Annotated in this window: 11 protein-coding genes; 8 read left to right on the top strand and 3 right to left on the bottom strand. The window is 72.3% G+C overall.

All coding sequences use genetic code 11. The annotated features are described in order from the left end of the window. The first annotated feature begins 151 nt into the window (after positions 1-151). The 5 genes from AB0M03_RS19955 to AB0M03_RS19935 all read left to right on the top strand — a co-directional run bounded on the left by AB0M03_RS19955 (position 152) and on the right by AB0M03_RS19935 (position 5,045). Positions 152-1,849, top strand: a complete 1,698-nt coding sequence (locus AB0M03_RS19955) for an ABC transporter family substrate-binding protein (protein ID WP_363492881.1) — start codon at positions 152-154, stop codon at positions 1,847-1,849. Between the two features lie 57 nt (positions 1,850-1,906). Further along, positions 1,907-2,491 carry an SMI1/KNR4 family protein gene (locus AB0M03_RS19950; RefSeq protein WP_363492880.1) on the top strand — a complete coding sequence of 195 codons (585 nt, stop codon included), beginning with the start codon at positions 1,907-1,909 and terminating at the stop codon, positions 2,489-2,491. Between the two features lie 365 nt (positions 2,492-2,856). After that, positions 2,857-3,579: a siderophore-interacting protein gene (locus AB0M03_RS19945; RefSeq protein ID WP_363492879.1), complete on the top strand. Its 723-nt coding sequence runs from the start codon at positions 2,857-2,859 to the stop codon at positions 3,577-3,579. Between the two features lie 140 nt (positions 3,580-3,719). Continuing rightward, the gene (locus AB0M03_RS19940) at positions 3,720-4,307 is read left to right on the top strand and encodes a GNAT family N-acetyltransferase (protein WP_363492878.1); all 588 of its coding nucleotides are present in this window, start codon (positions 3,720-3,722) and stop codon (positions 4,305-4,307) included. A gap of 117 nt (positions 4,308-4,424) precedes the next feature. Continuing rightward, a complete protein-coding gene (locus AB0M03_RS19935; protein WP_363492877.1) occupies positions 4,425-5,045 on the top strand; it encodes an L-threonylcarbamoyladenylate synthase in 621 nt (206 codons plus the stop codon). Between the two features lie 121 nt (positions 5,046-5,166). On the opposite strand, the gene AB0M03_RS19930 is transcribed toward AB0M03_RS19935, so the two are convergent. After that, positions 5,167-5,931 (bottom strand): SDR family oxidoreductase, encoded by a 765-nt coding sequence (locus tag AB0M03_RS19930; protein ID WP_363492876.1) that lies wholly within the window; start codon positions 5,929-5,931, stop codon positions 5,167-5,169. Positions 5,932-6,050: 119 nt separating this feature from the next. On the opposite strand from AB0M03_RS19930, the gene AB0M03_RS19925 reads away from it, so the two are divergent. Further along, entirely contained in the window at positions 6,051-6,662 is a 612-nt protein-coding gene (locus tag AB0M03_RS19925; protein WP_363492875.1) for a TetR/AcrR family transcriptional regulator, read from the top strand. A gap of 36 nt (positions 6,663-6,698) precedes the next feature. Here AB0M03_RS19925 and AB0M03_RS19920 read toward each other — a convergent pair whose 3' ends face one another. Beyond that, positions 6,699-7,658: a helix-turn-helix domain-containing protein gene (locus AB0M03_RS19920; protein WP_363492874.1), complete on the bottom strand. Its 960-nt coding sequence runs from the start codon at positions 7,656-7,658 to the stop codon at positions 6,699-6,701. Positions 7,659-7,755: 97 nt separating this feature from the next. Between AB0M03_RS19920 and AB0M03_RS19915 the strand changes: the two genes are divergently transcribed. Next, positions 7,756-8,280 carry a PaaI family thioesterase gene (locus AB0M03_RS19915; RefSeq protein WP_363492873.1) on the top strand — a complete coding sequence of 175 codons (525 nt, stop codon included), beginning with the start codon at positions 7,756-7,758 and terminating at the stop codon, positions 8,278-8,280. 185 nt (positions 8,281-8,465) lie between these two features. Here the strand turns inward: AB0M03_RS19915 and AB0M03_RS19910 are convergent, their stop codons facing one another. Further along, positions 8,466-9,479, bottom strand: a complete 1,014-nt coding sequence (locus AB0M03_RS19910; RefSeq protein WP_363492872.1) for a DMT family transporter — start codon at positions 9,477-9,479, stop codon at positions 8,466-8,468. Between the two features lie 94 nt (positions 9,480-9,573). Between AB0M03_RS19910 and AB0M03_RS19905 the strand changes: the two genes are divergently transcribed. Further along, positions 9,574-10,527: a LysR family transcriptional regulator gene (locus AB0M03_RS19905; protein WP_363492871.1), complete on the top strand. Its 954-nt coding sequence runs from the start codon at positions 9,574-9,576 to the stop codon at positions 10,525-10,527. Positions 10,528-10,616: the final 89 nt, after the last annotated feature.

Below are 10,616 nucleotides of genomic sequence, written 5' to 3'. Positions count from 1 at the left end.
GTTTCCTTTCGATCAGTTCTGCGCATCGACCCCTGGTGGCTGAAGTGATGGGCTGTTACGTTCGGCCCGTCGGCACCGACTTGGCTGCCCACGTTCAAGTGCCGCCACACCTGGCGGCCGTCGACTCTTCGAGACCCCGAGGACACCCGTGATGGACGCATCGCTCGCCACCCGCAGACTCGGCCGCGCCGCAGCCGCCGCGATCGCCGTGGCCCTGGCCGCCACGGCCTGCAGCAGCCCGGCCGACGGAGCGGCCGACGGAGCGGCGAAGACGGTGGTGCCGACCGTGGGCGCCGAGGACAACAACCCCCAGCCGCTGGAGCGGCTCCGCGACGGCGGCGAGCTGCGCCAGCCGCTCCAGCAGTGGATCACCCAGTGGAACCCGTACCAGGTCGACGGCACGTACGGCGACGCGGTCGAGATCATGGGATACGTCGAGGCGAAGCTGTTCCGCTCGGACGCCAAGGGCGTCTACCACCCGGTGCCCGAGTACCTCGCCTCCGCCGAGGTCACCTCCACCTCGCCGCAGGTGGTCACCTACCGGCTCAACCCCAAGGCCGCCTGGTCGGACGGCAAGCGGCTCGGCGCCGAGGACTTCAAGGCGGTCTGGCAGGCCTCCAACGGCAAGAACCCGGCCTACAACCTCGCGGACTCCTCGGGCTACGAGCAGATATCGAGCGTCGAACAGGGCGCCGGCCCCGACGAGGTCAAGGTCACCTTCGCCGAGCCGTACGCCGACTGGCAGAGCCTGTTCAACCCGCTGCTCCCGGCCGCCGGGATCGCCACGCCGCAGGCCTTCAACGAGGGCTGGATCGAGAAGGTGCCGGTCTACGGCGGGCCGTTCAGGATCGCCAACGCGGACAAGACCGCCCAGACCATCACCCTCGAGCCCAACCCCGGCTGGTGGGGCCCGAAGCCCAAGCTGGAGCGGATCACCTACCGCGTGATGGACTCCGCCGCCATCACCCAGGCCTTCCTCAACAACGAGGTGGACTACGCCTCGGCCGGCACCGCCACCGCCTACGGGCAGCTCAAGGACGCCAAGGACGCCGCGATCCGCACCGGCACGCCCTGGGACGAGGTGCACATCTCCTTCGGCGGCAACGGCGCCCTGGCCGACCAGAAGGTCCGTCAGGCCCTCGGGCGGGCGCTCGACCGCGCCTCGCTGATCAAGATCGTCAACAAGGGTGTGCCGGTGGAGTTCAAGCCGCTGGACAACCACCTGTTCATGACCAACCAGAACGGCTACCGGGCCAACGCCGGGGACTGGGTGAAGTACGACCCGGCCACCGCCGGGAAGCTGCTGGACGAGGCCGGGTGGAAGGACTCCGGCGGCACGCGGAGCAAGGACGGCCGGCCGCTGGAGCTCCACTACGTGATGAGCGACGGCTCCACGCAGGCCCAGTCCGACCTCGCGGCGGCCGTGCAGAGCATGCTCCAGCAGGTCGGGGTCAAGCTGTCCGTCGACAAGGTGCCCAGCAAGGAGTACTTCTCCAAGTACATCAACCAGGGCCGGTTCGACCTCGCCAGCTGGCGCAACACCGGCTCCTTCCCGCTGTCGCGGACCGTCCCGATCTACCGGGCGCCGCAGGGCGACAACGTCTTCGGCAACTACTCCAAGCTGAGCACCCCCGAGATCGACTCCCTGCTCCGCAAGGCCGCCGCCACCCTCGACCCGGCCCAGGCGGCCGACCTGTACAACCAGGCCGACGTCCGGATCTGGGAACTCGCCCACACAGTCGAGCTGTACCAGCGCCCCAGCATCGTCGCCGTCCGCAAGGGCCTCGCCAACTTCGGCGCCGGCAGCCTCGCGGACACCGTCATCACCTCGGTCGGCTGGGAGAAGTAACCCGGACACCGCCTGGCCGGCGGACCTCTCGGCACGCCGCACCGGCAGTCGCTGTCGGTGCGGCGTGCGACGATCCCCGGCACGACCACCCACGACGACCTGCTGCGCCGGGTCGCGGCGCACGCCCGGAACCCGTCCCGGGCACTGCCGCCCGCCGCCGGCCGTGCGGACGTCGCCGAGGCGGAACGGCAGCTGGGGTTCGGCCTGCCCGCCCTGCTCGCGCGGCTCTACACCGAGGTCGCGAACGGCGGCTTCGGCCCGGAATACTGCCTGTTCCCCCTGATCGGCGAAGGCCGGACGGCCACCTCCGCCCACCGGGCCGAGTACGGCCCGGCGCACGGCCGGGCCGACCTGCCGCCGCACTGGCCGCACGGTGTGCTCCCCGTCCTGGACTGGGGCTGCGCGATGTACGCCGCCGTCGACTGCCTGCACCCCGACGCCCCCGTGCTGCTCTTCGAGCCCAATGCCGGGCCCGAGGACCGGGCGGACGCCGGGTTCGAGGACTCGCCGTCACTGGCCGCCTGGCTGGAGTCCTGGCTGTCCGGCACGGGCTGGTGGGAGGAAGAGGTGATGCTCGGGCCGGCCGCCGTCGAACCCCGGCCCTGGCCGGATGCTTCCCGGCGTCTCCGCGGGCACTCCTGACGCGGTGCAACCCCGGTCCACGCCGATCACCCAGCGCCGCCCCGGCCACTACGCGCCGGTCGTTCACGCGGCCCTGTCGCTCGAGGAGGCGGTCGCCCGCCGCTCCACCTGACGCTGCGCCACGGCGAAGACCTCCGAGGCCCTCGCCCGTCGACCCGCCGCCGGTACGCCCTGACGCACGGTCCTCGTACGCGGCGTCCGCCCGCACGGGAAGGCCCGACCGCGGCGCCGGAGGCCCTTCCCGTGCGGGCACCCGCCTGACCTGCGCATCCCTGCTCCCGCGTGCCGCCCGGGGGTTGCCGGCGAGAGCCGCCGATGGGGTAGGTTAGCCTTGCCTAATTCGAACGGCTGGAGGGGTGTCATCCATGGGGCACGGCTGGGAGGGCGTTGTCCTCAAGCTGATGCGGGGCAGGGACTTCGAGTTCACGGTGACCGCGGTCGACGAGGTGACCGAACACTACCGGAGGGTGCGGTTCACCGACGGCGGCATGCTCGCCGAGACCGGCGTGCACCCGACGATGTGGGTACGCATCTGGTTCGACAACGCGGGCAAGCCTCACCAGCGCGCCTACACGCTGGTCGATCCCGACCCTGTTGCAGGAACGTTCAGCCTCGAGTTCGCATTGCACGACGGCTGCGCCAGCGACTGGGCGCGGAAGGCCGAACCGGGCGACACCGTCCAGGCGACCGTGCAGGGCTCCGCCTTCACCGCGCCGGACCCGCCGCCCCGGCAGATGTTCGTGATCGGTGACTCGGCGTCCGTTCCCGCCGTCAACTCGCTGCTGTCGGCGCTGCCCGAGGTGCCGGCCACGGTCTGGCTGGAGACCCAGCACGACTCCGACGAGCAGCTGCCGCTGCGGGCGGACCCGGAACGGCACCAGGTCCATCGGCTGCCCCGCCGGGAGGCCGGCGCCCACCTGGTGTCCGAGGTCCGCGAGGCGCTTCCGCCGCTGCTCACCGACCCCGCCGGCGCCTTCGTGTGGATCGCCTGCGACACCGCCACCACCCGCACCCTGACCCAGTTCGCCCGCAAGGAACTGGCCCTGCCGAAGCAGAGCGTCAACGCGCTGGGCTACTGGCGGCCCTGACGACCCGTGGTGCCGGCGCGGGGACGGCCCCGCGCCGACACCACGCCCGTTCGGACCGCCGCCACCGGTGGCGTCCGTCCCCGTGCGCCGGCGCAGTGCGAAGCGTACGACCCGTCCAACCCGTCAGAACGAGGAGAACCATGACCGCCGCCACCACGCCCGAGGCCGTCCACGAGCAGACCGTGCCCGGATTCGGCACCGTCACCATCCGCCCGCTGGACCCGGCCGGCGACTCCGCCCTGGTGCACGGCTGGGTGAACGAGGAGAGAGCCCGTTTCTGGGGCATGGTCGGCCACACCCGCGAGATGGTCCAGAAGATCTACGCCTACGTGGACTCGCTCGACACCCACCACGCCTACATCGTCCAGCGCGACGGCACCCCCGTGGCACTGTTCCAGACCTACCGGCCGGAGCACGACCCGGTCGGCGAGTGCTACCCCGTCCAGCCCGGCGACTTCGGCGTCCACCTGCTCATCGCCCCGGCCGACGACGAACCCGCCCCCGGCTTCACCGCAGGCCTCGTCGCCGCCCTCACGGGCTTCGCCTTCGCCGACCCCGACACGCAGCGCATCGTCGCCGAGCCGGACGCCCTCAACGAGAAGTCGATCGCCCGGGTGCTGCGCACCGGCTTCGAGCTCGGCCCGCAGATCGACCTGCCCCACAAGCGCGCCCAGCTGGTCTTCCTGACCCGCGAGTCCGTCGCCCACGTCCTCGCCGCCCGGGCGTAGCGCACTCCCGGCGCCCGGCCGCTCCGGCGGCCCCGGCCGGGCGGCGAAGGAACCCGTGCGGGTGTCCCGAGCCGCAACCACACCCTCCGACGGCACGGAATCCCGTAAGGTCGGCCAATGGCGAAGTACTTCGACGTGCACCCGCAGACCCCCCAGCTGCGCACCATCCGCACCGTGGCCGACAGTCTCCGGTCCGGAGCCCTGGTCGCGTACCCGACCGACTCCTGCTTCGCGCTGGGATGCCGGCTGGGCAACCACGACGGCATCGAACGCATCCGGTCCATCCGCCGGCTCGACGACCGCCACCACTTCACCCTGGTGTGCGAGAACTTCGCGCAGCTGGGGCAGTTCGTCCACATCGACAACGACGTGTTCCGTGCCGTCAAGGCGGCGACGCCGGGCAGCTACACCTTCATCCTCCCTGCCACCAAGGAGGTCCCCCGCCGCCTGATGCACCCCAAGAAGAAGACGGTGGGGGTCCGGATCCCCGACCACGTCGTCACCCGGGCCCTGCTCGCCGAGCTCGGCGAGCCCCTGGTCTCGAGCACCCTGCTCCTCCCCGACGAGAGCGAGCCGATGACGCAGGGATGGGAGATCAAGGAGCGGCTCGACCACGTGCTGGACGCCGTGGTGGACTCGGGCGACTGCGGCACCGAACCGACGACCGTCATCGACTTCTCCAGCGGCGAGGCCGAGATCGTCCGACACGGGGCAGGGGACACGTCGCGCTTCGAGTGACGCCGCGGGTACCGCCGGGGCGCGGGGAACTGCGCCCCTGTGGGTCACCCATGCACGTTCGACGACGGGGCCGGCCAGGTGACGGAGGGGCCGGTCGGGCCAGGGCGCCGTTGGGGGCCGGTCAGGCCAGGCCGCCGTTCGTGAAGAGGACCTGGCCGTTGACCCAGCGCCCGGGGCCGGCCAGGAAGGCGACGGTCTCGGCGATGTCCTCGGGCGTGCCGAGGCGCTCCAGCGGGGGCTGGGCGGCCAGGCGGTCGACGGTCTCCCGGTCCTTGCCGTCGAAGAAGAGCGGGGTGGCCGTGGGCCCGGGCGCGACGGCGTTGACGGTGATGTCGCGGCCCCGCAGTTCGCGGGCCAGGATCAGCGTCATGGCCTCGACCGCACCCTTGCTCGCGGCGTAGGCGGCGTAGCCGGGGAAGGCGAGCCGGGTCACCGAGGTGGAGAAGGTGACGACTGCGCCGCCGGACCGGACGCGGCGGGCCGCCTGCTGGGCGACCACGAAGGTGCCGCGGATGTTGGTGCGGTGCATCCGGTCGAGTGCGGCCAGGTCGAAGTCGGCGACCGGGCCCAGGATCATCTGTCCCGCGGTGTGGACGACGACGTCGATGCCCCCGAACTCCGCCTCCACGGCGTCGAACGCCCGGGACATGGCGTCCTCGTCCGCGATGTCGCCGGCCACGGCGACGGCCCGGCCGCCGTCCGCACGGATCGCCGCCACGAGGTCCTCGGCGGCGGTCTTGTTGCCCGCGTAGTGGACACCGACGGCAGTGCCGTCGGCCGCGAGCCGTCGGGCGACGGCACTGCCGATGCCGCCCGATGCGCCGGTGACCAGGGCGACCCTGCCGGTGTCGGACCGGGTCGTGTCGGGGTTGGTGGGGTCGGTCATGGCGGTGCCTCCCGCGCGCCTGCTTTGAAATGAACGACTAGTCCATATGAGCAGATGGTGAACGCTCCGTCCATATGTCAGAGTGGGCCTGCCAGCCACACGCATGCGGGAGTACGCCGATGACAGAGCCAGCGCAGGAGACGCCCCCGCGGGTACGGCGCGGACGCGGACGGCGGCCGGCCGGCGAGGTCCGTGCCGAGGTCCTCGCGGCTGCCGGAGCGATGCTGCTGGAGCAGGGCATGGCCTCGTTCACCATCGAAGGGGTCGCGGAACGGTCCGGCGCCAGCAAGACGACGATCTACAAGTGGTGGCCCTCCAAGGGGGCGCTCGCCCTCGACGGCTACTTCCACGCCGTCGAATCCACCCTGGCCTTCCCCGACACCGGCGACATCCAGGCGGACCTGACCGCGCAGATCCGCGCCTTCGCCCGCCTGGTGACCACGACACCCGCCGGGCGCGTGATCGCCGAGCTCATCGGCCAGGCGCAGACCGACCCCGACCTGTCCGCCGCGCTCCTCGAACGCTACTCCGGCCCCCGGCGGCAGCTCGCCGTCGAGGCGATGCAGCGCGCCCAGCAGCGCGGCCAGCTGCGCCCCGACGCCGACCCCGAGATCCTGGTCGACCAGCTCTGGGGCGCCTGCTACCACCGGCTCCTGCTGCCCAACCTCCCGGTGACCGAGGACTTCGCGGTCAGCCTGGTCACCAACCTCCTGCACGGCGTCCGGGCCTGATCTCGGCGCGCTCCCGGAGCGGCCCGGGCCGGCTGCTCAGGAGCGCAGGTGGCGGGCGCCGAGGCCGCGGCGGTCGCGGAGGAGGGCGCGGAGCGGTCCCGGACTCTCGTAGCCCACCCGGCGGGCGACCGCCGTCAGGGACAGCGACGTCGTACGGAGCAGGTGCTCCGCCTGCTCCACCCGAAGGCTCTGCACCAGGCGGATCGGCGAGCAGCCCAGGGTGCGCGTGACCGTGCGCTGCAGGGTGCGCTCGCTCACGCCGAGCTCGCGGGCGGCCTCGGCGATCGAGATCGGCTCCCCGATGCGGGCCCGCACCCACTCCTCGAACGCCGAGACCAGCGGGTCGTGCCGGGCCAGCGCGCTGGGGATCGTGTACGCGGCCTGCGAGGCCCGGTCGTCCACCACCAGGTAGCGCCGCACCAGGTCGGCGAGCGCCGGGCTGCGCATCCGGACGATCGCCAGGGCCAGGTCGAGATGGCTGAACGCGGCTCCGGCCGTGGTGATGCCGTCGCTGGTCGTCACCATGCGGCTCTCGTCGACCGTCACCCGGCGGTAGCGCTCCCGGAACACCGGGGCCAGCCACCAGCTGGTGGTCGCCCGCAGCCCGTCCAGCACCCCCGACTCGGCCAGCAGGAAGGTGCCGGTACAGGACGTGGCCAGCGCAGTACGTCGCTCCCTGGCCTCCGCCAGCACCCGGCGCGCCGCCCGCTGTGCGGGTGAACCCACGGTCTCCACCAATGCCTCCGGCCGGCGCTCCATGAGGGCCGGCACCACGAGGATGTCCGCGTCCTCGGCCTCGACGACGCTCTCGGTGTCCACCCGGTGCCCGAGCCCGGTGCGCACCCGCCGCCGCACCCCGACGGTGCGGATGTCGAACCTCGGCGGTGCTGCCCCGGCCAGCTGCCCGCGCAGCGCATTGGCGGAGTGGAGCACGTCGAGAATCCCCGACACCCCTGAATCGAACGCCCCGTCCAGGACGAGCACCGCTGCTTTCATCCCGACACCCTAACCGGTCGCCGCATGTCGGAATCAGTGCGCGGGATGCCGGTTCCGACACTCCCGCCGCCGTCTCCGCCGTACCTAGGGTCGAGCCATGACCACGTACGACATGGCCCCCACCGACGCACCGAGCACCCGCAGCCGCACGCACACCTGGCAGCCGCGCCCCGACACGACTCCCGAGATCCTCCGCATGAGCGGCCTGGAGATCCTCCAGGCCGCGATGAAGGGTGCGCTGCCGGCCGCCTCGATCATGAGCACTCTGGGCTTCCGGCTCACCGAGGTCTCCGAGGGGCTCGCCGTCTTCGAGGGCGACCCGGGCGACCACCTGCTCAACCCGATGGGAACCGTCCACGGCGGCTTCCTCGCCACGCTCCTGGACTCGGCACTCGGCTCGGCGGTCATGACACGCCTACCCGCGGGAACCATGTACACCACCGTCCAGCTGGGCGTGCACATGATCCGACCGGTGCTCTCCGACACGCCCACCCTGCGGTGCGAGGGCCGCGCCCTCCACGTCGGCCGTACCACCGCCACCGCCGAGGCCCGCATCGTCGACACCCTCACCGGCAAGCTCTACGCCCACGGCACCACGACCTGCGCCGTCCTCCGCTCCTGACCCTCCTGACCTCCTGACGCCCTGGCAGCACTCGAGCCCGGCTGAGGTCGGGCCCGGCTGGACCGGGCTGGGCTGGCGGCGGTCTGTGCGCTGCTCTTCGCCCTGACCTGGACCGTCGCGGGCTGGGTGGTGGGTGAGTTGGTCGACGGGTTGTCTCCCCTCCAGAAGTAGCCCCGGTCTGCCGCTCAGGTGGTGGGCAGGGCCGCGGTCGGGCTGTCGGCGGCGACAGGCGGAGCGGTGCGGTGAGCACGTTCGACGGCCTGACCCCAGTACGTTCCGGCGACCATGAGCACTGTGCCGAGGGCGGCAGGGGCGGTCAGGTGTTCACCGCCGAGGCCGATGCCGACCGCCACTGCCCAGACAGGCTCGGTGCCGAGCAGCAGGCTGGCCCGGCTGGCGGAACTGCGCTGCACCGCCCAGGTCTGGGCGAGGAAGGCGAACACACTGCAGAACAGGGCGAGGTGGAGCAGCGAGCCCCAGGTCGATGCGCTCGCGTGGGCGAGGACCGACAGGCCGGAGGCCGCGGGCACCGCGAACACCACTGTGCCGACCACGGTCTGCACTGCCGTCAGGTGCATCGGGCGCAGCTCGCGTCCCGCGGTGAGCCTGCCGACCAGGGCTACATGCGCGGCCCTGACCAGTGCGGCGGCGAGCATCAGCAGGTCGCCGATCCCCGGAGTCCGTAGCCCGGTGCCGGACATCAGGAGGCCGACGGCGACGATGCACAGCCCTGCGGCGGCGAAGAACCTGGCCGGTAGCGGGCCGCGCCCGCCGATGCGGTCCAGGAACGGGGTCAGCACGATCGTCAGACTGATGATCAGGCCGGCGTTCGCGGCGCCGGTGTGTGCCACCCCGTACGTCTCGATCGCCAGGACGGCGGCCTGCGTGAGGCCGAGGACCGAGCCGTAGCGCAGTTCATCCCGCCGGAACCGTGCGGACGGGCGGCGCCCACGAAGGGCACTACCCGCGAACGCGGCACGGCCGGTACGCGCGGTACGGCCGGCACTGGCTGCACGGCCGGCGAGCGCGGCACCGACCGCGATCACGGCGAGGGCCGCGAGGGCGGAGAGTGCGTAGCGCGCGAACAGGACGACGAGGACGGGGACGGCTCCGGTCGCGGACTTCGCGGCGAGGTAGCTGGAACCCCAGACGATCGCCACGAGCAGCAGGACCAGGTCGGTACGGCGGGAATCAGGCACGGCCACCACGCTGCCCGAGCAGTACGGTGAAGCCAAGGGCGACCTTCTGAAAGGATCTTTAAGTACTGCCTACAGTGTTGCCTACACTGTCTGCATGGACGAACGCCAACTGCGGGTCCTGCGGGAGCTCGGCGAACTCGGCAGTGTCACCGCCGTCGCCGAGGCGATGATGGTGACGCCGTCGGCCGTCTCCCAGCAGTTGCGGCTGCTCCAGCGCTCCGCCCCGGTGCCACTGACCGAGCGTGACGGGCGGCGGCTGGTGCTCACCGACGCCGGGCGGGCTCTCGCGGACGCGGCGATCGACGTGGCGGCGGCGCTGGCCCGGGCCCGGCATGCCGTCGACCGGTACATCGAGCAGCCGCAGGGCGAGGTGTCGATCGCCGCCTTCCACAGCGCGGGCGCAGCGTTCTTCCCGCTGCTGCTGCGGCACTCGGCCGGCACCGCCGACTTTCCGCGGCTCGCCCTCGCCGACGAGGATGTCGCCCAGGACCGGTTCCCCCGACTCACCCGGGACCATGACCTCGTACTGGCACACCGCCTCGACCACACTCCGGACTGGCCCCGGACCGTGGCGGTCACCCCGCTGCTCCACGAGCCGCTGGACGTTGCCCTCCCTGCCGACCATCCGCTGGCCGACCGCGCCGAGGTGACCCCGCACGACGTCGCCGGTCTGCCGTGGATCACCGTCCATGACGGCTTCCCGCTGCTGGCCACCATCGAGGCCATTGGCGCTGCTGCCGAGCGGCAGCTCGACATCGTCCACCGCATCAACGAGTTCACGGTGGCCGCGGAGGTCGTCGCCGCCGGCGGCGGTGCGGCCCTGATGCCCCGGTGGACCGGCCCGCAGCACCCGGCCGTCGTCCTCCGTCCGCTGGCCGGTGTGCACGCACGTCGGCACATCGACGTACTGCACCGCCCCGAACGCACCGCCCGCCGGGCTGTCCGGACCGTCCTGCGGGCACTGGTCCAAGCGGCCGACACCGTCCGCGGCAGCGGCAGCGGCAGCGGCAGCGGCAGCGGCAGCGGCAGCGGCAGCGGCCGCCCGTAGTCCGTGGGAGGCCCGTCGGCGCTACGGCTGCGGCTGCGGCTGCGGCGCCCCAACTGCCCAGCTCCCGGGCCAGATTCTTTCTGAAACGA

This window comes from Kitasatospora sp. NPDC051914 (assembly GCF_040680995.1).
GTDB lineage: Bacteria > Actinomycetota > Actinomycetes > Streptomycetales > Streptomycetaceae > Kitasatospora.
This window is presented reverse-complemented; position numbering and strand designations above follow the sequence as displayed.

Coding starts and splice junctions, on each gene's coding strand:
- AB0M03_RS19935 (WP_363492877.1), top strand. CDS start 4,425: ATGGCGAAGTACTTCGACGTGCACCCGCAGACCCCCCAGCTGCGCACC.
- AB0M03_RS19940 (WP_363492878.1), top strand. CDS start 3,720: ATGACCGCCGCCACCACGCCCGAGGCCGTCCACGAGCAGACCGTGCCC.
- AB0M03_RS19905 (WP_363492871.1), top strand. CDS start 9,574: ATGGACGAACGCCAACTGCGGGTCCTGCGGGAGCTCGGCGAACTCGGC.
- AB0M03_RS19925 (WP_363492875.1), top strand. CDS start 6,051: ATGACAGAGCCAGCGCAGGAGACGCCCCCGCGGGTACGGCGCGGACGC.
- AB0M03_RS19920 (WP_363492874.1), bottom strand. CDS start 7,658: ATGAAAGCAGCGGTGCTCGTCCTGGACGGGGCGTTCGATTCAGGGGTG.
- AB0M03_RS19955 (WP_363492881.1), top strand. CDS start 152: ATGGACGCATCGCTCGCCACCCGCAGACTCGGCCGCGCCGCAGCCGCC.
- AB0M03_RS19945 (WP_363492879.1), top strand. CDS start 2,857: ATGGGGCACGGCTGGGAGGGCGTTGTCCTCAAGCTGATGCGGGGCAGG.
- AB0M03_RS19915 (WP_363492873.1), top strand. CDS start 7,756: ATGACCACGTACGACATGGCCCCCACCGACGCACCGAGCACCCGCAGC.
- AB0M03_RS19930 (WP_363492876.1), bottom strand. CDS start 5,931: ATGACCGACCCCACCAACCCCGACACGACCCGGTCCGACACCGGCAGG.